Source organism: Stenotrophomonas sp. STEN018 (genome assembly GCF_056760235.1).
This window is the reverse complement of the sequence record NZ_JBRREK010000002.1, coordinates 24,412-45,877: the sequence shown is the minus strand read 5'-3', so window position 1 is coordinate 45,877 and position 21,466 is coordinate 24,412. Positions and strand designations below refer to the sequence as shown.

Sequence of the window (21,466 nt, the reverse complement as noted above, 5' to 3'; positions counted from 1 at the left end):
GAGACATGGCGGAAACTCAGCGCCAGTCAGATAGCGAAAGCTTCAACTCGGCGTTGAAGCCTTTGGCTGACTGCAGTGGTATCGCGAAGATGTTCGGTGTCTGCTGGTTGATGCCGATGGCCTTGGTGCGGGCAGTATCCAGTTCGGCCTCATTCTTGGGGCCTCCCGCCCATTGGTCATCACTCCAGACATAACGCAGGCGCCAGCCGCCTGCATCGTCGGGTTTGGCGAACACCACCAAGGTGTTGCGGAACAGGTACTCGCCGGGAATATGGTTTTTCAGGAACAACGCCCCATCCACCTGGTAGCCGGCGTTGCTGACCGCCAGGTCGATCGAGAAGGCGATCTCGCTGCCGGCCAGGATCTTGCTGCTGTCCAGGAATACCGAGAACAGCACGGTCGAGCGCTTGTCCTTCAGCAGGTTGCCCTGCGCATCGAATATGTCGCCGTACTCGCGGCGGATGGCGCATTGGTTGGCCTGGGTGCGCGAGGTCAGTTCGTAGGTATAAGCGCCGCGCGGGGCAACGGTGGCCTCGATGTAATACGAGGATTCAATCTTCTTGCCACGCTTGCGTGCGGCCTCGATCTCCGGTGGGAAGGGCAGGGCACTGATATCCAGTTGCGCGGTCGCGCAGGTGTCGCCGAACAGGAAGCGCACCAGGTTCTGGTAACCCTCCTCGGAATTGACGATGCCAAAGTAGCCGCTATGACTGCGGTTGACGAAGGCCCGCGGTGAGCCTTCCACATAGGCGTTGGCGATGCGTACCAGTCCATCGCTGAGCGCACCGACGGCAAAGGACGAAAGCCCGTGCGCGGCGGCGTAGTCGCGGGCGTTGGTGCCGATCAGGCAGAACAGCCGCTCTGGCGGGAAGCCGGAGTTGCCAAGCGTGTTGACCTTGTCGCTGGGCACCTTCAGGTACTTGCCCATGTTGCTGCGGTTGAAATTGTTCATATCGTTGATCGACAGCAGGTTCGGCAGGTTGATGCCGCCGACCTCGATGCCGTTGTGCGGCGTGGCATAGGTGAAGGCCTTGTCGACCATCGCCCGCACTTCGGCGCTGGCCACGTCCGGGTTCTGCAGCAGGCAGCGGCAGATCAGCCCGCCCATCGAATGGGCGACCAGATACACGCGGAACTCCTTGCGCATGGCCGCGTTGTTGCCGCAGATGCTGTCGCGCAGTTGTTCGATGCGTTTGCCCAGCGCGGCGGCGGCATCAGGGATGGATGGCGTCTTGCCATCGCCGAAGGCCGGGTCGGCCGGATCGTAGTAACGGTGGATGACGATGCAGCGTGGTGAGATGCGGTCGCGGCGTTCGGCGCCGAACTCGTAGACATCGCGGTAGTTGTAGTCCTTCATCAAGCGCACCAATGGCGACTCGAACACGAACTTGACGATGCTGCCGTCCTGCGCCTGACGCATCTTGGTGGAGCCGGCCTCGAAGCCCATGAATGGCGTGGAGGTGGTTTCGACGATCTCATCGCGGGTCATCGCGTAGCCGCGCACGTAGATGATCGGGAAGTAAGGGCGTTCGATACGTTCCATGGCCTGTCTCTGCGAGGTCTGGGGGCGATGGTGAACGGATATTTGGGATTTGTCTTGAATCGGGAGGCGGCGCGTGCATGTCCAGGCGTCTTGACGTGGAATTAGCGGTGGCCATGGCGTGCAGGCCATTTGCATGTCTGCTGTGCCAGCACGCACTGATTGCCAAGCGTCATTGCACCGCGGATGGCGCGGATCAGTTGATCGAGGTAGGCAGTTGCCACAACGTTGGCTTGCGCTGCGGATGAATTGCGGTTGAGGGCTGTTTCGCCGGTGTTGCTTTCAACCTGCGGCAAGGTGGTTTTGGCGGGCTGGGTATCTCTTACGATCGATACTCTGCCGGGAATGTGGAACTGCAGTTTCGGTTCTGCAGTGGCTGCCTCAGTTTCTTGTTGGCAGCTCGTCTGATCATGTGCCCGTATTGGGGTTTCCTGTTTTCAGGGAAGGCCAGAGCGTCTCGCCCAGGGGGCAGGAAGGTGAGCGCCAGGTCACTCCGGGCTTCTTGTAAGTACTTGGTTTTGTACCGGGAGTTTCCCGCCCGGCGCGCGGGCGAGGTTGGCCCTGCGTTCCGCGGCGGCGGGTAGCGGGAAAAGGATTAAAGGAGTCTTTAAACCATTTTTTCGAAGATGTGTTGTTCTTCTGGTTTCAATGGGAGGGCGAATCGTAAGAGTTGAAGTTAATGGCGCGGTGGTCTGGTGGGGATATCTATCTGTAAGAATTTTGCGAAATTCATTTAATATTTGAATACATTTTATTCACAGCCATTAGGGGGCTGCGCCGTGAACCATATCTATCGGTCCATCTGGAATGTTGCACTGGGTACCTGCGTGGCGGCACCTGAAACGGCGCGCACCGGCAAGAGTTCCGCGAAAAGAAGGGCGGCGGCTTCGCTGGATGCTGCTGCGGGAACTGGCGGCAAGCTCGGAAGGGTCAGGGATCTTTCGGCCGCCGTAGCCGTCTTTTGCCTGGCAGGTATCAGCCCCGCCGCATGGGCGACCTGCACCACCGTCGGTACGACGGTGACCTGCTCAGGCGAGCCTACTCTGCCTACGATGGTCAATGGTTTCGCCAGCGCCAGTGATGACCTGACGGTCAACATCACCGCTGATGCGAAGATGAACGCGGACCCCGGTGGCCGGGTGATCGATCTGACCGGCACCAAGATCAGTCTGACCAACAGCGGTCTCATCGATCCGTCGCTGTTCGGTTCGCCCCCGAAATTGACCGGCGGTGTATTCATAGGCAGCGGCACGAGCAGTGCGGTCACCGTGCTCAACAACTTCAATAGCAGCATGTTCGGCACCGGGACGCTGCTCGGGCTGAACCTGGCCAGCATCGATGGCTTGGCACTTGCGGTGAACAACGCTGGCGGCGGCACCACCAGCATCGACAACGACGGCACCATCTCCTCGAAACCGCTGTCCGGCTTGACCATGAAGGACGCCGACACGCCTGTGGTGGGGGTTTGGGGTGGCTCGAAGGTCAACATGACCAACAGCGGCTCGATCATCGGACGCGTCGCGTTCGAGTCCTCGGCGGACGGCAATACCTTCACCAACGCCGGCACCATTTCCGGCAGCGTGTCCTTGGGCGCGGGTAGTACAAACACCTTCATCGCCATGACCGGGTCGAGCGTCAACGACGGTGACGGAGTGGGCGGCGAGCTCGGCGGGCTGCCCGGCGTCAACCTGAGCTTCGCCGCCACCGGCAAGATCGACGGCGGCGCGGGCGGGACCAACCAGCTGGTCCTGCAGAACCAGGCTGGTATCGGTACCACGGGCAACGGCACTGCCTCCAGCGCTACCTATGTCAACTTCAACAACCTGATCATCAGCAGCGGCACCTGGACATTGCAGGGACCACTGGTCAGCGGCTCGACCACACTCAATGGCGGTGTCGCGCAGTTCAACGACAACGGCGCATTCGGCAATGGTGTGCTGACGTCCAACGGCGGGATCCTGCAAGCCAGCAATGCCGGATTGTCACTGGCCAACCAGATCAATCTGGGGACTGGCGGCCTGACCCTGCAGGGCATCAGCGGCATGACCCTGAACGGTGTGATCTCCGGCAGCGGTGGCCTGAACAAGATCGGCAGCGGTCAGATCAACCTCAACGGCATCAACAGTTACTCCGGCAACACCACGATCAACGGCGGCGTGGTGCTGGTGGGCAACAACCAGGCGTTCAGCACCGGCGGCATCACCGTTGCCGGTTCTTCGAGCATCTCGGCGACGGCGCCGATTTCGCTGGCCAACGCGATCACGCTCAACAGCACCCTGACCGCGACCGGCACCGGTGCACTGACCTTGGGCGGAGTGATCAGCGGCGCCGCCAACCTGACCAAGACCGGCAGCGGCAGCCTGACCCTCAACGGCATCAACACCTACACCGGGATCACCAGCCTCGCCGCCGGCACCTTGCGCGTCGGCAACAACAACGCCCTGGGCACCGGGGTGCTCAACACCAACAACGGCACCAGCCTCGACAACACCGGCAACGTGACCCTGGCCAACAACGTCGGCATCACCGGTGCGTTGTACATGCTCGGCAACAATGCGCTGACCCTGGCCGGCATCGTCTCCGGCACCGGCGCAATCACCAAAAGCGGCAGCGCCAGCCTCACCCTGACCGGCAACAACACCAACAGCGGCACCACCGCGCTCAACGGCGGCACCTTGTTCGTCAGCAGCAACACTGCCCTCGGCACGGGCGCATTGAACGCTGCGGCCGGCACCACGCTGGATACAACAACGGCGGTGACGCTGGCCAACGCGGTTGCGCTGGCGGGCGGGCTGGCCATCGGTGGCACGCAGGCGCTGGGCCTGAGTGGCGTCGTCAGCGGCGCTGGCAACCTGATCAAGAACGGCACCGCGAACCTGACCCTCAGTGGCAACAACACCTTCTCCGGCGGCACCGCGCTGAACAACGGGACGCTGATCGTCGGCTCCAACACCGCGCTGGGTACCGGCGCACTGACCACGGCGGCGGGCACTACCCTCGATGCCAGCACCGGCGTGGCGCTGAACAACAGCGTTGCCCTCGCCGGCAACCTGAATATCGCCGGCAATGCCAACCTGACACTCGGCGGTGTTGTCAGCGGCAACGGCGGGCTGACCAAAAATGGTGCGGCCAACCTGGCGCTCAACGGGTCCAACACCTTCAGCGGCGGTACCACCCTCAACGCCGGGACCCTGATCGTCGGCAACACCGCCGCACTGGGCAGCGGCGCCCTGACTGTCGCCAATGCCGCGACTCTCGACAGCAACACCTCGGTCATCCTGAACAACAACGTCGCGCTCAACGGCAACCTGGCCATTGGCGGCAGCAACGGCATGACCCTGGGCGGCGTGCTCAGCGGCGCCAGCCAATTGATCAAAAACGGCGCGGCCAACCTGACCCTCAACGGCGCCAACACCTTCACCGGTGGCACTGCGCTCAATGCTGGCAGCCTGACTGTCGGCAACGGTGCGGCAATCGGCACCGGCACGCTGACCGTGGGCGGGGCGGGCATAACGCTCAACAGCAGCGCCAACGTGACGCTGAACAACGCGATTGCGCTGAACGCCAACCTCACCGCTGGTGGCGCCAACCCGCTGACCCTCGGCGGGGTCATCAGCGGTGGCAGCAACCTGACCAAGATCGGCACCTCGACCCTGACCCTGACCGGCAACAACACCTACACCGGTGCTACATCGCTGAATGCCGGGACCCTGGTCGTCGGCTCCAACACCGCCCTCGGCACCGGCGTGCTCAACGCCAGCAACACCACCACGCTGGACGCGAGCACCGCGACCAGCCTGGCCAACAACGTCAACCTCAGTGGCAACGTGACCATCGGCGGCAGCAACGCGCTGACCCTCGCGGGCGTGGTCTCCGGTGTCGGCGGCCTGACCAAAAGCGGCCCGGCCGACCTTGTTCTCAACGGCGCCAACACCTACTTCGGCAACACGGCGCTGAACGTCGGCAAGCTGATTGTCGGCAGCAATACCGCGATCGGTAGCGGCGCATTGAACGCAGCGGCGGGCACCATGCTGGATACCAGCACCGCCGTCACGCTGGGCAACCAGGTCAACCTGGCCGGTGCGATGTACATCGGCGGCAGTGCAGACCTGACCCTCTCCGGTACCGTCGCCGGAGCCGGCAGCCTGGTGAAAAACGGAGCGGCCAATCTAAACCTCAATGGCACCAATACCTACGCCGGCGGCACCATGCTGAACGCTGGTACGGTGACCGTCGGCAACAGCGGGGCACTGGGTACCGGCGCCTTGACGGTCGGTGGCACAGCAACCCTCGACAGCAGTTCGCCGCTGGCCAGCCTGGCCAACGCGGTCGTGCTCAATGCAGCGCTGAGCGCCGGCGGCATGCAGGACCTGACCCTTCGCGGCGTGATCAGCGGTGCCGGCCAGTTGATCAAGAACGGCGCAGCCAACCTGATCGTCAACGGCACCAATACGTTCAGCGGTGGCAGCACGCTCAACGCCGGTACGCTGACACTGGGCTCGGCCGCTGCATTGGGCAGTGGCGGCCTGACCGTCGGTGGTGCTTCGACGCTGGACACCAGCACCGGCATGAGCATCGGCAACAACATCACCCTCGATGCCGGCCTGACCCTGGCCGGCAGCAACACCCTGAACCTCAGCGGCGTGATCGGTGGCGCCGGCAGCCTGAACAAGGACGGCTTTGGCGACCTGACGCTCAGCGGCAACAACACCTTCACCGGCGCGCTGAACATCGCCTCCGGCAGCGTCACCACCGTGAGCAACGGGGCGCTGGGCAACACCTCCGGGGCCAACATCAGCGCCGGTGCGAATCTCTATCTCAACAGCAGCGCCAGCCTCAACGGGCTGAGCGGCAGCGGCAGCGTGCAGATCGCAGGCGGCAACACCCTGACCGTGGGCGGCGCGGGCACTGCCATCACCTTCGACGGCGACTTCGGTGGCAGCGGTGCGCTGACCAAGGTCGGTACCGGGACGCTGAATCTGACCGGCAGCAACGGCCTCACCGGCACCACCAATGTCAACGCCGGTACGCTGAATCTCACCGGTTCGCTGGCCAGCAACCAGCTCAACGTCAACAGCGGCGCCACGCTCACGGGTACCGGTTCGGCGCTTGGCTTCGTCACCATCAACAACGGCGGTCATCTGGCGTTGTCTTCGGGCAATACCTTTTCCACCTCGTCGCTGATCCTCACTGCCAACAGTAATGTCGACGCGAGCCTCGCCACGCCATCGACCAGCTCGCTGATGAACATCGGCGGCAACCTGACCCTCGACGGCAATCTCAACGTCACCGATGCCGGTGGTTTCGGTGTCGGTGTCTATCGCCTGTTCAACTACATCGGCGCGCTGACCGACAACGGCCTGACCGTGGCCGGTGTGCCGGTGGGTTATGGTCTTGGTGACATCCTGGTGCAGACTCTCGGCAACCAGATCAACCTGGTGGTGTCGGCGCCGAACACCAACCTGCGTTTCTGGGACGGTAGCCAGACGTCCCCCAACGGCACGGTGAATGGCGGCACTGGCACATGGAATGCCAGCGATACCAACTGGACCAACTCCAACGGCACGCTGAACCAGACCTGGGCTGGCGACTTCGCGGTGTTCCAGGGCACGGCCGGCACCGTTTCGGTCAACGGCACGCAGCTGTTCACCGGCATGCAATTCTTCACTGATGGCTACAACGTGGTGAACGGCACGTCGGGGCTGCTGACCGCGGTCAACGGCAGCGGTGGCACCACCGCGATGCGGGTTGATCCGGGCGTGACCGCGACCATCGGCGCCAGCATCAACGGCAGCGGCATCCTCAACAAACTCGACGCCGGCACCCTGGTGCTCAACGGCGCCAACAGCTACACCGGCGGCACGCAACTGGACGGCGGCACTGTGGTCGTCGGCAGCAATACCGCACTGGGCACTGGCGCGTTGATCGCTAACGCCGGCACGAAACTGGATAGCAACACCGCCGTGACCCTGGCCAACGCTGCCACGCTGAATGGCAATCTTACCGTGCTGGGCAGCAATGCGCTGACACTCAATGGTGTCATTTCCGGCACCGGCGGCTTGATCAAGAACGGTTCGGCCAGCCTGACCCTCGGCGGCAACAACGCCTTCCTCGCGCCGGTGGCACTGAATGTGGGCGGATTGATCCTGGCGTCGAACAGCGCACTGGGCTCGGCCACCTTGAACGCGGCCAACGGCACTACCCTGGATGCCAGCGGTGCCTATACGGCTGGCAACGCGATCAACCTGGCGGGCAACCTTGGTATCGCCGGCAGCAACGATCTGACACTGAGCGGAACCATCAACGGCGCCGGCAGCCTGACCAAGAACGGCGCGGCCAACCTGATCCTGAGCGGGGCCAACAACATCCTCGGTGGAATCACTCTCAATGCAGGCACCCTGACCGCCGGCAGCAACGGCGCCCTCGGTCTGGGCAACCTGACCGTGGCCGGTGCCTCGGCGCTGGACAGCAACACCTCGGTGTCGCTCGGCAACAACGTGGTGCTCAACGCCAACCTGAGCAACACCGGCAACAACGACGTGGCCCTTGGCGGCGTAGTCAGCGGCAGCGGTGCACTGAGCAAGAACGGCGCGTCCAACCTGACCCTCAACGGCATCAATACGTATTCGGGCGGCACCACGCTGAATGCCGGCACTGTGACCCTCGGCACCTCGGCGGGCCTGGGCTCCGGCGCGTTGACCGTGGCGGGCGCTTCCACCCTGGACAACAGTTCGCCGCTGGTGCTGGCCAACAACCTCAACGTCAATGCCAACCTGAGCGTGGCCGGCAACAACAACCTGACCCTCGGTGGCGTGATCGCCGGGGCAGGCAGCTTGACCAAGAACGGTCTGGCCGACCTGACGTTGTCCGGCAACAACACCTTCAGCGGCACCTTCGATGTGCGGTCCGGCAGCCTGACCACGCTGGGCAACTCGGCACTGGGCAGCAACGCCGGGGTCAATCTCGCCGCTGCGGCGACCCTCAATCTCGGCGGCTCAGGCAGCCTCGCCAGCCTGACCGGCAGCGGCACCGCACTGATCGGCACTGGCAATACGCTGAGCCTCGGTGGCAACAACGTCAGCAGCACGTTTGCGGGCATTCTCAGCGGTGACGGCGGGCTGACCAAACTTGGTAGCGGCACCCTGACCCTGACCGGCGTCAGCGACCTGACTGGCGCCACCAACGTCAACGCCGGCACCCTGCAGGTCAACGGTTCACTGGCCAGCGGCAATGTGCTGGTCAACAACGGCGCCACCCTCGGTGGCAGCGGCAGCTTGACGGGCGCAGTGACGGTGGCTGATGGCGGTCATCTGGCGGGTGTCGCCGGCAATACCTTGTGGGTGGACTCGCTGGTGTTCAACAGCAACTCCAACTTCGACGTCGGCCTCGGCGCACCGGTCGCAGGCGGTGGCAGTGGGCTGCTGAGTGTCGGTGGCAACCTGACCCTCGACGGCACCCTCAACGTCAGCGACATCGGTGGCTTTGGCAGCGGTGTCTACCGCCTGATCAATTACACCGGCGGCCTGACCGACAACGGCATGCTGATTGGTAGCGTTCCGGGCAACGTCACGCCGGGCGATCTGCAACTGCAAACCAATATCGGCAACCAGATCAACCTGCTGGTCACTGCACCGGGCGTCACCGTACAGTTCTGGGACGGCAACCAAATCGCCCCCAATGGTTCGGTGGATGGCGGCAGCGGCAGCTGGGGCACCGGCACCACCAACTGGACTGGCGTCGACGGCACCTACAACCAGACCTGGGCCAGCAGCTTCGCGGTATTCCAGGGTACGGCCGGTACGGTTACCGTCAACGGCACCCAGAACACCACTGGTCTACAGTTCGTCAGCGATGGCTACAGCCTGCAGAACGGCACGGCGGGCTCGCTGAATCTGGTCAACGGTTCGCTGGACAATGCCACCGTGCGGGTCGACCCGAACGCTACGGCGACCATTGGTGTCGCACTCAACGGCGCCGGCACGCTGGGCAAGTACGACACCGGTACGTTGGTGCTCAATGCCGCCAACGGCTATACCGGCGGCACCGCGCTCAACGGCGGCACGCTCGTGGTTGGCAATGACGCGGCGCTGGGTTCCGGCACGCTGACCGCAGCGGCGGGCACCACGCTGGACGCCAATACCACCGTCAGTCTCGCCAACAGCGTAGTGCTCAACGGCGGCTTGAATATCGCGGGTTCCAATGCGCTGAGCCTTGACGGTGAGGTGAGTGGTGTCGGTGGTTTGATCAAAACGGGCGCGTCCAGCTTGGCGCTCAATGGAAGCAATACCTATAGCGGCGGCACCGCACTCAACGGCGGCACGCTAGTGGTCGGTAACAGTGCGGCCCTTGGCTCCGGCACACTGGCAGTGAACGCTGCCGCTACGCTGGACTCGAGCCAGGCGATTACGCTGGCCAACCAGGTGCTGCTCAATGCCGCGCTTACCGTGGCAGGGAGCAAAGACCTGACGCTGGACGGCAACATCGCCGGCTCCGGTAGCTTGAGCAAGGATGGGAGCAGCACGCTGACGTTGAACGGTAGCAACACCTACACCGGTGGCACCACGGTCAATGCGGGCGTGCTGGCCTTGGGCGCCGGCGCAAGCCTGGCGAGCAATGGCACCGTCAGTTTGGCAACGGGTGCGACCTTTGACTTGTCCGCCGGCAATGGTTTGCAGGTTTTCGGCAACCTGGTAGGCAATGGCACGGTGGTGCTGGGGGCGAATTCGCTCGCCGTGGGTGGTTCTGCGGACGGCGTTTTCAGCGGCTCGATGGCTGGCACCGGCGGCTTCATCAAACAGGGCTCAGGTACGGAAACACTGACCGGCACCAATACCTATACCGGTCTGACTCAGGTGCTGGCAGGCACGCTGCAGGCGGGCTCGGTGGGTGCTTTGGTGCAGAACGCTGGTTACCAGGTGCAAACGGGTGCCACCCTGGATTTGAACGGCTATGCCTTGCAGGCCAGTAGCCTGAGCGGTAGCGGCGTGATTGCGCTTGGCTCGGCGGATTTGACGGTCACTACGGCAGCGGCTGCGGTTTCCAGCTTTGCCGGCCAGATTCAAGGTACCGGCAACCTGATCAAACAAGGTGCAGGCACCTTGGTACTTGATGGCGCAAGCACCTTCAGCGGGGATGTGGAGCTCAAACAAGGCCGCATTGATCTGGGCAACGCCAATGGCCTGGGTCGCGGCGCGCTGCTGATGGACGACGGCACCGCGATTGGCCTGACCGCCAACGGCATGCAGATTGCCAACAACCTGCACATGACTGGCAGCAACGATCCCATCATCGACACTGGCGCCAATACTGCGACCTGGACGGGAGCGATCACCGGGGCTGGCTTCCTGACCAAACAAGGCACGGGTACCTTGACCCTGACCAGCACCGGCAATACCTATACCGGTGCTACCGAGGTGGCGCAGGGTACGTTGCAGGCTGGCGCGGTCAACAGTTTCAGCAGCACCTCGGCGCATAGCGTTGCCAGCGGTGCCGTGCTGGACCTGGCGGGCTACAGCCAGACCCTGGCCAGCGTGAGCAACAGCGGCACCGTCAAGCTGAGCAGCAACAACGGCGCAGCCCCGGGCACTGTGCTCAAGGTCACCGGTGCCTATGTAGGCAACAACGGCAAACTGGGTCTGTCCACCGTGCTGGGCGCCGACGGCAGTGCCACCGACAAGCTGCTGTTCAGCGGCGCCTCGGCGGTGGCCAGCGGCAACACCACCGTGCACATCACCAATGCAGGTGGCCTGGGTGCGCAGACCACGGCCAACGGTATCCAGGTCATCGGCACGGAAAACGGCGCCAGCCTGCAGTCCGGCAGCTTCACCCTGGCCGGCGGCCATATCGATGCCGGTGCCTTCGAGTACCGCTTGACCCAGACCGCCCAGGGAGCCTCGCTGCATTCAACCAATACGCAGGTTGATCCCACAACACCGACCACGGCCTATCGCTCGGAGGTGCCGCTGTTGTCGGCGCTGCCAGCACAGCTGCGCCAGGCGGATATCGCGATGCTCGGCGATCTGCGCAAGCGTATGGGTGACGATGGCGCGGGGACGGCCAGCAGCTCCGACGCTGGTGGCAACCGACATGTATGGGGCCGCTTCCTGCGCACCGACCCGAAGATCAGCCAGCAAGGCACGGTCAGCCCAGAAAGCAGTGGTTATCTGACCGGCTTCCAGGCGGGCGTTGATCTGTATGCCGACGATGGTTTGAATGCCGGCGTCTACCTGGGGCAGCTTGACGGCGACATGCGCGTCAACGGCTTCGCCAGTGGCGTGCAGCGTAAACACGTAGGCGTCAACGACCTGACCAGCCGCTACCTGGGCGTGTATGGCGGCTGGCAGGACGCAGCCGGCCGCTATGTCAGTGCGGTGCTGCAAGGTGCTGACTACCGCAGTGATCTGCGTGTTGCAGGCAATGCAACACAGGCACGCACCAAGGGCAGCGGCTTGCTGGCCTCGCTTGAAGTAGGTCAGTCCCTTGCACTTGGCAACAACTGGCAGATCGAACCCCAGGCGCAGGTCACTTACCGCACGCTGGACGTCGATGACACGGCGCTGAGCCTGGCCACGGTGAAGAGCCAAGCCGACAACGACTGGACCCTGCGCCTGGGTGCCCGTTTGAAGGGCAGCTTCGCCACCGCGGCAGGCGTGGTCCAGCCATATGGACGTATCAACGTCTACAAGGCCAGTGGCACCGATGATGTAGCCAGCTTTGCTGCACCGGCGGGTGTTACCGACATCACTGCCAAGGGCGGCTACACCAGCAGCGAATTCGCGGCCGGTGCCAGCCTGCAGATCAGCCCGCGTACCGGTATCTATGGCGAGCTGGGCAAGCTCTGGGCCAACACTGGTGACAGCCGTGTCGGCAGCGGCGTCCAGGCCTCGCTTGGTGTACAGGTGCAGTGGTAAGCGCAACCATGTAGCCGGCAGGTAAAGCGGCTACGCATCCGATGCAAGGCCCGCGGCCACCACAGCCGCGGGCCTTGCTGCTTGTAAAAGGCTGGAGAGGAAAGTGGCGTGTTGGCGTAGGCAACTGATCGCGTGTGAAGCCCGTGGTCGTGGGCTGCATTGCGCTGCGAGACTGGCACCTGCAGCTGCGCCAGTTTTGTCGATCGGAGTGGTGTGACGCAGCAGCAACAAGCCGCGCTGCGCTGGCAGTGCCTGTTGTATTTCCGGCTACACCCAAGGGCTGGTGCCAGGTAGCTTCATTGACCATTGGGCTCATTTCGGTCCAACTGCCGATAGCCGATAGCCTCGCTCAGATGATCGCGCTGGATCGCATCGCGCCCAGCAAGATCGGCAATCGTCCGTGCAACCCGCAGAATCCGGTGCATCGACCGCGCGGACAGCTGCAAGCGCTCCATCGCCTGCTCAAGCAGATCACCATCAGCAGTGGACAGCGCGCAGTCGCGCAGCGTCTGCGCCTGCCCAAGATGTGCATTGGCCTTGCCCGCGCGCTGCAGCTGCCGCGCACGCGCTTGCATCACCCGTTCGCGAACAGCGCTGCTGCTTTCGCCGGCGTTGGCATCGCCTCGCAGCTCACTCGGTGGCAGGCGCGGCACCTGCAGGTGTAGATCGATGCGGTCCAGCAGCGGCCCGGAGATGCGTGCGCGATACCGGCGGATGATTTCGGCCGAACAGCGGCAACGACCGCTGCTATCACCTGCCCAGCCGCAAGGGCAGGGGTTCATCGCGGCAACCAACTGGAAGCGTGCAGGGAACTCCATGCTGCGTGCTGCCCGCGAGACGGTGACCGTGCCGGATTCCAAAGGCTCGCGCAGCACTTCCAACGCATGTCTGCTCCACTCGGGTAACTCATCGAGAAACAAAACGCCGTTGTGCGCGAGGGAGATTTCTCCAGGGCGTGGATGCGAGCCGCCGCCAACCAAGGCAACTGCGCTGGCGGTGTGATGCGGGGCGCGATATGGGCGTTGCCGCCAGCGACTTGGATCAACACCGCGCCCGCTGACCGAGGCGATGGCTGCGGACTCCAGCGCTTCTTCCTCGCTGGCTTCGGGCAGGATGCCGGGTAGGCGCGAGGCCAACAGGGTCTTGCCGCAGCCGGGCGAGCCCAGCAGCAGAAGATGATGGCTACCTGCCGCAGCAATCTCCAAGGCACGCCGCGCGTGTTGCTGACCACGCACATCGCTGAGGTCGGCGAGCGCGGCGGGTTCGATTGGCGGCACCTGCGCATCTGGCAGCTGTTTGCTGCCACCCAGTGCGGCGCAGACTTCCAGCAAGGTGCGCGCGACTTTGACTTCGGCATGCTGGGCCAGTGCCGCTTCGTCAGCGTTGCCCGGTGGCACGATCAGGCAGCGTTGGGCATTGGCGGAAGCAATGGCTGCCGGCAATGCGCCATCGACTGCGCGCAGTTCGCCAGTCAACGCCAGTTCGCCGATGAACTCGTAATTGGCCAGCGCGTTGCGGTCGATCTGACCGCTGGCGGCAAGGATGCCGAGCGCGATCGGTAGATCAAAACGGCCGCCTTCCTTGGGCAGATCAGCCGGCGCCAGATTGATGGTGATGCGGCGCGCCGGGTAGTCGAACTGTGCGCACAGGATGGCTGCACGCACCCGGTCGCGCGATTCGAGCACGGCGGCTTCGGGCAGGCCGACGATCTGGGTGAAAGGCAGGCCGCCGGACAGGTGCACTTCCACCTGCACCAGCGGTGCATGCACACCCGCGCGGGCGCGGCTGTGCACCAGCGCCAGGCTCACCGCCCAGCGCTCAGGCGTTCTTGTCGGTGATGCGGTTTTCCAGCGCGACGACGGCCTGTTCCAGTGCCTCGAGCTTTTCACGGGTGCGAAGCAATACGGCACGCTGCACTTCAAATTCTTCGCGGGTGACCAGGTCCAGCTTGCTCAGCCCGGCCTGCAGCGCGGTCTTGAAGGTGGCCTGTAGTTCTTCGCGCGATTCGCGCAGACCCGGCGGCACCAGGCTGCTCAGGCGGCGGGCCAGTTCGTCGATGTGGTTGAGGTCGATCATGGGGTTTCTCCGCAGGGTTGAGCCGAGCCTAGGCGGCGGCTGTTGGTTGCGGGCATCGGTATCCGTTATTGCCAATGGTAAGGATAGTCCGGAACCTTGCTAGTGGCACGTCAGCCTGCACGGTATGCTGCAGGCATCACCCAAGGAGCCGACCAATGAAGATGATCATGGCCATCGTCAAGCCGTTCAAGCTGGACGACGTGCGCGAGGCGCTTGCCGAACGCGGCGTGGCCGGTATCACCGTCACCGAGGTCAAGGGCTTTGGCCGGCAGAAGGGGCACACCGAGCTGTATCGCGGTGCCGAGTACGTGGTCGATTTTCTGCCGAAGGTGAAGATCGAGGTCGCGGTGACCGATGCGCAGGCTGATGAAGTGGTGGAAGCCATCGTCAAGGCTGCCGGCACCGGCAAGATCGGCGACGGCAAGGTATTCGTGTACGACCTGGGCAGCGTGGTGCGGATCCGCACCGGCGAACTGGATGGGGATGCGCTTTGAGGTTTGTGGGTTTGGGGTTTTGAAGCTTTAAAGCTTTAGAGCACCCCTCCCCAACCCTCCCCTGCGCTACGCGCAAGGGAGGGGGCCAAGCGCTCTGCCCCCTCGCTTTGGCGCAGCCAAAGGGAGGGCTGGGGAGGGGTAGCTTTGGCCTTAGCCCTTGATCCACCGATAAAGGCGCTTCCAAGCATTGCGCACGGCCTGCACCCAGCCCGGCTCGGCCAGTGCTGCGGCCTGTTCGGCGGAAGGCTTCTGCCCAGTCAAACGCTGGCGCATCTTCACCAGGTTCTTCATGTCACTGCGGCGCAGTTGCCGCGAGATCGGCCAGTTGCGCAGCCAGCGTGGTGAGCGCAGCGCCGAGGTGAAATCCAGCAGCACCGGCACGCCGGCGCTGACCACCACATTGGTGCCATGCAGGTCGTTGTGGGTGATGCCGGCCGCGTGCAGGCGCGCCAAGGCGTTCTGCAGCTGGTCGAAGACCTCTTGGCTGACGCCTTGTACGCCGGCGCTCAAGGTGTCGCCGGGGATGTATTCCATGCCCAGCGCCAGACCACCCAGGCTGCCCAGCAGGGCCGGGGCATGCTTCCAGCCCTGCAGGCGCTTGAGCACCTTGGCTTCTCTGCGCACCAGCAGGCGCGCCACCGGCGACAGCGGCGTGCCACGGTAGCGGCGGTAGTCCTTGACCACGGCCGGGCGGCCATTGAGCTCAGTGCGGTAGACGTCCGGCTCCAGCAGGCGTTCGCCGCGCTTGAGCAACTGGTTATCGGGAACAACGACGTGTTCGCCGTCGAAATTGGGCAATGTGTTCATACAAACCTTCCTGACGCGGGCAACGGCGCGGAAAGCGTCTTGCAAAGCCGGTCTAACGTGCCCTGGGCGGGCGGGGATGTGCGGCAATTATAAAACTGCACAGTCCATGAATTGCTGAATGTAAAAAAAATGTAGGAATCTTGTGACGGAAATGATTGTTGCGATCACGCGGTTGTCACCGCCGGGGGCGTGTGCGCCGCGCCGCGCCCTGAACGAAAAACCCCGCGCCGTTGCGGGCGCGGGGTTCGATTCACAGCGCTGGCAGCGGGCTTACTCGCCCAGTGCCTTGGCCACGAACGGCGGGCTGATCAGCGCGCCGGTATGCAGCGGGGCGGTGTAGTACAAGGTGTCGAACGGCTTGGCGGCCGAGTCGGCCTCGCGGAAGCCGAAGCCGAAACCGGCCTGCTTGCTGGCCACGGTCACCGACCACCAGCCGGTCGGGTAGCACGGCTGCGGGAACGGCAGGGTCTTGAACGACTGGAAGCCAGCCTTGCCCATTTCCGAACGCATGTCCTTGATCAGCTCCAGCAGGGCCAGCGGCGACTCGCTCTGCTGCACCAGCAGGCCGTCGTCCTTCAGGGCGCGGAAGCAGCTCTCGAAGAAGGACTTGTTGAACAGGCCTTCGGCCGGGCCAACCGGGTCGGTGGAGTCCACGATCACCACGTCCACGCTGCCCGGGGCGCAATTGGCCATGTAGGCCACGCCGTCGTCGAACAGCAGTTCGGCGCGCACGTCGCCGTTGGATTCGCACAGTTCCGGGAAGTACTTCTCGGCCATGCGGGTGACCTGCTCGTCGATATCGCACTGGGTGGCGCTTTCCACGCCCGGGTGCTTGAGCACCTCGCGCAGGGTGCCGCAATCGCCGCCGCCGATGATCACCACGCGCTTGGGCGCCGGGTGGGTGAACAGCACCGGGTGGCTGATCATCTCGTGGTAGAAGAAGTTGTCCTTGCTGGTCAGCATCATGGCGCCGTCGATGACCATCAACTTGCCCCAGTCGGTGCTGTCGTAGATCTCGATCTTCTGGAACGGCGACTGCACCTCCTCCAGCTTGCCGGTGATGCGGAAACCAATAGCCGAACCGGTCGGCTGGAAGTGTTCGATGAACCAGTTTTCGTTGGAGGTCATGATGATTCCTGGGTGCAATGGACTTGTCCCTTCTCCCGCGGGCGGGAGAAGGTGCCCCAAAGGGGCGGATGAGGGCAGCGGTGAGCCTGCCACAGCAGGGTTTCACCCGTAGTCTGGCCCTGAACCCCGATTCAGTCAGGCTGGTCAGTCAGGCTGGGGGAAAGGCGCGGGCGCGGATTGTAACGGACCCTTGCCCCGCTAGCGTTAGAATGCGCGTCCTTATTTATCCACAGCTGAGAGTTGCTACGCCGATGAGCGATTGGTCCCTCGAACAGGCCCGCAAGACCTATTCGATTCCGCACTGGTCCGACGGGTATTTCGACGTCGATACCGCAGGCCACCTGGTGGTCCGTCCCGTTGGCGCCGAAGGCGCGGCGGTGTCGTTGCCGCAGATTGTCGATTCGGCGCGCGCCGCCGGCGCCAAACTGCCGTTGCTGGTGCGCTTCCCGGACATCCTCGGCCAGCGCCTGGGCAAGCTGCAGGCGGCGTTCGCCCAGGCCCAGTCCGACTGGGACTACGCCGGCGGCTATACCGCGGTCTACCCGATCAAGGTCAACCAGCACCGTGGCGTGGCCGGCACCCTGGCCAGTCACCACGGCGAGGGCTTCGGCCTGGAAGCCGGTTCCAAGCCTGAGCTGATGGCGGTGCTGGCGTTGAGCCGGCCGGGCGGGCTGATCGTCTGCAATGGCTACAAGGACCGCGAGTACATCCGCCTGGCCCTGATCGGCCGTAAGCTCGGCCTGCAGACCTACATCGTCATCGAGAAGCCGTCCGAGCTGAAGCTGGTGTTGGAGGAATCCAAGGCGCTGGACGTGATGCCGGGCCTCGGCGTGCGCATGCGTCTGGCCTCGCTGGGCGCCGGCAAGTGGCAGAACAGCGGCGGCGACAAGGCCAAGTTCGGTCTGTCCCCGCGCCAGCTGTTGGACCTGTGGAAGGCCCTGCGTGACACCGAGTACGCCGATTGCCTGAACCTGCTGCATTTCCACATGGGCAGCCAGATCAGCAATGTGCGCGACATCGCCAACGGCATGCGCGAGGCCACCCGTTACTTCGTCGAGCTCTCGCAGCTGGGCGCCAAGATCAGCCACGTCGATGTCGGCGGCGGTCTGGGCATCGATTACGAAGGCACCCGTTCGCGCAGCTACTGCTCGATCAACTACGGCCTCAACGCCTACGCCAGCAACATCGTGCAGCCGCTGGCCGAAGCCTGCGAAGCACATGGCCTGACCCCGCCGCGCATCATCACCGAGTGTGGTCGCGCGATGACCGCGCACCACGCCGTGTTGATTGCCAACGTCTCCGAAGTCGAGCAGGCCGCCGAAGGCCGCGTGCCGGAAGCGCATGACGACGAGCCGGCGGCGATCCGCCACCTGCGCGAGATCCACGAGGAACTCGACCAGCGCCCGGCGGTGGAACTGTTCCAGGAAGCCCAGCACTTCCATGCCGAAGGCCTGAGCGCCTATGCGTTGGGGCAGATCGATCTGCCACAGCGTGCGCGCATCGACGACCTGTTTTACGCCATCGCCAATGGCGTGCGTGCGCGTCTGAGCTATGACGAAAAGAGCCATCGCTCGGCGTTGGACGAATTGAACGACCGCCTGGTCGACAAGTACTTCGTCAACTTCAGCGTGTTCGAATCGATTCCCGATGCCTGGGCAATCGACCAGGTGTTCCCGATCGTGCCGATCGAGCGCTTGAACGAGCGCCCCGAGCGTCGCGGCGTGATCGCTGACATGACCTGCGATTCCGATGGCATGGTCAAGACCTACGTCGAGAACGAAAGCCTGGACAGCTCGCTGCCATTGCACGCCGTGCGTCATGGCGAGAGCTACCGCATCGGCTTCTTCCTGGTCGGTGCCTACCAGGAAATCCTCGGCGACATCCACAACCTGTTCGGCGATACCGATGCGGTGGAAGTGGTGGTGGACGACGATGGCTACGTGATCACCCAGCAGCGCCGCGGTGACACCACCGACGTGATGCTGGATTACGTGGGTTACAGCCTGGATGACCTGCGTGCTTCGTACCGCAAGCGCGTGGCCGATGCACAGCTCTCGGCCGAACGCGCCGCAGAGTTGGACGCAGCGTTGGAAGCCGGTTTGACCGGCTACACCTATCTGTCAGACGAACCGCTGGGCTAACAAAGCAAGCGAAACCAAAAGCCCCTCTCCCATCGGGAGAGGGGTTGGGGTGAGGGGAAGCTTCTAAGCAAGCAAACCCGACTTACCCCCGAAACACCTGAAACCCAGCAAACGACTGACTCACCGGCATCAACTCGATGCGGTTGACGTTCAAGTGCGCGGGTAGCGTTGCCACCCAGAAAATCTGCTCGGCGATATCTTCGGCGGTCATCGGGCTGGCGCCGCCGTACAGCTGATCCGACGCGGCCTGGTTGCCATGCGTACGCACCAGGGTGAACTCGGTTTCGGCCATGCCCGGCTCGATCGCGGTCACGCGTACGCCGGTGCCATGCAGGTCCGAGCGCAGGCCCAGCGAGAACTGGCTGACGAAGGCCTTGGTACCGCCATAGGCGTTGCCACCCGGGTACGGGTAGAGCGCGGCGGTGGAGCTGATGTTGATGATCGCGCCACGGCGCTCCACGAGCTTCGGCAGCAGGTGATGGGTCAGCGTGACCAGTGCGGTGATGTTGGTGTCGATCATCGTGCGCCAGTCTTCCAGGCTGGCGTGCTGGGCGGCGGCGGTGCCTTGGGCGAGGCCCGCGTTGTTGACCAGCAGGTCGATGTCGCGGAAAGCGGGCGGCAACGCGGCAAGTGCGGCTTCCATTGCAGCGGCATCGCGGATGTCGAAGGCGGCGGCGTGGATCTTGTCGGCGCCGAACTCTTCCACCAGCGGCTGCAGACGCTCGGCACGACGACCGGTGGCGATCACTTTCCAGCCCGCAGCAGCGAAGCGACGGACAGCGGCGGCGCCGAAGCCGGAAGTGGCGCCGGTGATCAGAGCGGTCTTGGACATTGCGGAATCCTTGGGGCAGGGGATTTGGATTTTCGCACTGTGCGGCCGGAAGCGGGAGAAGGAGTGGAGGCAAAGGCCAAGGCCAAGCACCATCTGTAGTGCCGAGCCATGCTCGGCAGGGGCTCTACCGCAAAACCCAAAGCTCCCTCATCCGCCCCTTCGGGGCACCTTCTCCCGTGAACGGGAGAAGGGAAAAAGCCGAAGCCGAAGCCGAAGCACCCCTCCCCAACCCTCCGCTTGGCTGCGCCAAAGGGAGGGGGTTGATCGCGTGATCTGTCAGGTCGCAATGCAGCTGCACTTCGCTCCCTCCCTTGCGCCCAGGCGCAGGGGAGGGTTGGGGAGGGGTGCTCTTGCTCTTCGCAAGAGTGCAAATGGTGCAGAAAATCCACGCGCCCCGGCACTCGCAGGTAAAGCCCCGGGTACGCGGTTCTTACCCGGGCGACAGCAGAAAAACAAAAAAGCCCCAACATCAATCGATGTCAGGGCTCGAATGCCAAAAGCTTTCCGGGTGATCTGTCAGTCGCAACAGCCCCCTTGAGTAAAGGGGGCGCGCCGACAGGCGCAGGGTTGTGGAGAAGACGGGCAAGGGGCCCAAAGTTTGCAAAGCAAACTTTGGGGTAACACCGCCTTCAGCGGTGTTACTGCGCCTTGATCGCCATAGCCTGCAAGCCGGTGCCGTTGAGCTTGGCCTTGGCTTCGGCCAGTTCGCTGGCGGTGCCGTACGGGCCCATGCGCACGCGGTACACGGTGTTGCCGTTGATCTGCGCCGATTCCACCCGCGCTGCCAAACCCATCATCGCCAGCTTGGCCTTGGTCGACTCGGCATCCCCCGAAGCACCAAACGCACCTGCCTGCAGGATGTAGCGAACGTTCTCGGTCGCTGCTGCCGGTGCGGCAGTTGCAACAGTCGCAGCCGGAGCAGGAGTTGCCGCGGCAGGCGCCGGCTTGGGAGCCGTGGCCGTAGCTGCCGGAGTAACGCTGGCAACCTGTGCCGGGCGGGCGGCGGTTTCGCTGATCGGTGCCGGCTGGCGAGCGGGCTCGCTCACCGGTGCCGGCAACGGGCGCCCTTCCAGTGCAGCCTGCGCGCGCTGGGCATCGGTCGGCGGGGTGGCCGGCGTTGCTGCCGCAGTCGCGCGCGCTGCAGCAGCACGGCGCTGTTCCTCGGCCTTGGCACTGGCGGCCAACTCGGCATCTGACATCTGTACTTCGGTGCCTGGCAGCAGGGTGTAGAAGTCGTACTGGGTGGCTGGCTTCTCCTCCGGCTTGGCACCGGCAGGCGTGGCTGGCTTGTTCGATTCCACACCGGCGTCGACGTCGGCATCAGCAACCGGTGCCGGCTGGGCGTCGGGGTTGGGCTGCGGGCCTACGCGCAGAAAACCGTCGCCGTCCTTCTTGAACAGGTTCGGCGCCGCCAGGAACACCACCGCCGCAATCGCCACGCCGGCAACCAGCCACACCCAGCCGGGCGTGCCATTGTCGTTGTTGCGCCGGGCTTGGGTTTTGCCGCGTCGTGCTGCCATGTCTACTGCGTCTCCAGG

The 21,466-nt window shown here is 63.9% G+C and carries 9 protein-coding genes and 1 pseudogene; 3 read left to right on the top strand and 7 right to left on the bottom strand.

The features are described 5' to 3' along the window. Positions 1 to 16: 16 nt before the first annotated feature. Positions 17 to 1,543, bottom strand: a complete 1,527-nt coding sequence (locus tag ACVOMB_RS01245) for an esterase/lipase family protein (RefSeq protein WP_481529575.1) — start codon at positions 1,541 to 1,543, stop codon at positions 17 to 19. Positions 1,544 to 2,334: 791 nt separating this feature from the next. On the opposite strand from ACVOMB_RS01245, the pseudogene ACVOMB_RS01240 reads away from it, so the two are divergent. Continuing rightward, a pseudogene (locus ACVOMB_RS01240) lies at positions 2,335 to 12,450 on the top strand (autotransporter-associated beta strand repeat-containing protein); the annotation flags it as partial. 296 nt (positions 12,451 to 12,746) lie between these two features. Here the strand turns inward: ACVOMB_RS01240 and ACVOMB_RS01235 are convergent. Both ACVOMB_RS01235 and ubiK read right to left on the bottom strand, forming a co-directional pair. Then, positions 12,747 to 14,258, bottom strand: a complete 1,512-nt coding sequence (locus tag ACVOMB_RS01235) for a YifB family Mg chelatase-like AAA ATPase (protein WP_481529574.1) — start codon at positions 14,256 to 14,258, stop codon at positions 12,747 to 12,749. 10 nt (positions 14,259 to 14,268) lie between these two features. Continuing rightward, a complete protein-coding gene (gene ubiK / locus ACVOMB_RS01230) occupies positions 14,269 to 14,526 on the bottom strand; it encodes a ubiquinone biosynthesis accessory factor UbiK (RefSeq protein ID WP_481529573.1) in 258 nt (85 codons plus the stop codon). Between the two features lie 155 nt (positions 14,527 to 14,681). Between ubiK and ACVOMB_RS01225 the strand changes: the two genes are divergently transcribed. Further along, complete coding sequence (locus ACVOMB_RS01225; RefSeq protein WP_057628415.1) at positions 14,682 to 15,020, top strand: P-II family nitrogen regulator; 339 nt, start codon at positions 14,682 to 14,684, stop codon at positions 15,018 to 15,020. Between the two features lie 150 nt (positions 15,021 to 15,170). Here ACVOMB_RS01225 and ACVOMB_RS01220 read toward each other — a convergent pair whose 3' ends face one another. Both ACVOMB_RS01220 and speE read right to left on the bottom strand, forming a co-directional pair. Beyond that, on the bottom strand, positions 15,171 to 15,827 hold the full coding sequence (locus ACVOMB_RS01220; RefSeq protein ID WP_481529572.1) for an RIO1 family regulatory kinase/ATPase domain-containing protein: 657 nt from the start codon (positions 15,825 to 15,827) through the stop codon (positions 15,171 to 15,173). A gap of 270 nt (positions 15,828 to 16,097) precedes the next feature. After that, positions 16,098 to 16,955 carry a polyamine aminopropyltransferase gene (speE, locus tag ACVOMB_RS01215; RefSeq protein WP_481529571.1) on the bottom strand — a complete coding sequence of 286 codons (858 nt, stop codon included), beginning with the start codon at positions 16,953 to 16,955 and terminating at the stop codon, positions 16,098 to 16,100. A gap of 251 nt (positions 16,956 to 17,206) precedes the next feature. On the opposite strand from speE, the gene speA reads away from it, so the two are divergent. Then, positions 17,207 to 19,096: an arginine decarboxylase gene (speA, locus tag ACVOMB_RS01210; RefSeq protein ID WP_481529570.1), complete on the top strand. Its 1,890-nt coding sequence runs from the start codon at positions 17,207 to 17,209 to the stop codon at positions 19,094 to 19,096. Between the two features lie 82 nt (positions 19,097 to 19,178). On the opposite strand, the gene ACVOMB_RS01205 is transcribed toward speA, so the two are convergent. Both ACVOMB_RS01205 and ACVOMB_RS01200 read right to left on the bottom strand, forming a co-directional pair. Continuing rightward, on the bottom strand, positions 19,179 to 19,928 hold the full coding sequence (locus tag ACVOMB_RS01205) for an SDR family NAD(P)-dependent oxidoreductase (RefSeq protein ID WP_481529569.1): 750 nt from the start codon (positions 19,926 to 19,928) through the stop codon (positions 19,179 to 19,181). Positions 19,929 to 20,566: 638 nt separating this feature from the next. Further along, positions 20,567 to 21,448, bottom strand: a complete 882-nt coding sequence (locus ACVOMB_RS01200) for an SPOR domain-containing protein (protein WP_481529568.1) — start codon at positions 21,446 to 21,448, stop codon at positions 20,567 to 20,569. Positions 21,449 to 21,466: the final 18 nt, after the last annotated feature.

What these genes read in the sequence shown, in the direction of transcription:
- ACVOMB_RS01245 (WP_481529575.1), bottom strand. Translation starts at nt 1,543, where the DNA reads ATGGAACGTATCGAACGCCCTTACTTCCCGATCATCTACGTGCGCGGC.
- ubiK (WP_481529573.1), bottom strand. Translation starts at nt 14,526, where the DNA reads ATGATCGACCTCAACCACATCGACGAACTGGCCCGCCGCCTGAGCAGC.
- ACVOMB_RS01225 (WP_057628415.1), top strand. Translation starts at nt 14,682, where the DNA reads ATGAAGATGATCATGGCCATCGTCAAGCCGTTCAAGCTGGACGACGTG.
- ACVOMB_RS01220 (WP_481529572.1), bottom strand. Translation starts at nt 15,827, where the DNA reads ATGAACACATTGCCCAATTTCGACGGCGAACACGTCGTTGTTCCCGAT.
- speE (WP_481529571.1), bottom strand. Translation starts at nt 16,955, where the DNA reads ATGACCTCCAACGAAAACTGGTTCATCGAACACTTCCAGCCGACCGGT.
- speA (WP_481529570.1), top strand. Translation starts at nt 17,207, where the DNA reads ATGAGCGATTGGTCCCTCGAACAGGCCCGCAAGACCTATTCGATTCCG.
- ACVOMB_RS01205 (WP_481529569.1), bottom strand. Translation starts at nt 19,928, where the DNA reads ATGTCCAAGACCGCTCTGATCACCGGCGCCACTTCCGGCTTCGGCGCC.
- ACVOMB_RS01200 (WP_481529568.1), bottom strand. Translation starts at nt 21,448, where the DNA reads ATGGCAGCACGACGCGGCAAAACCCAAGCCCGGCGCAACAACGACAAT.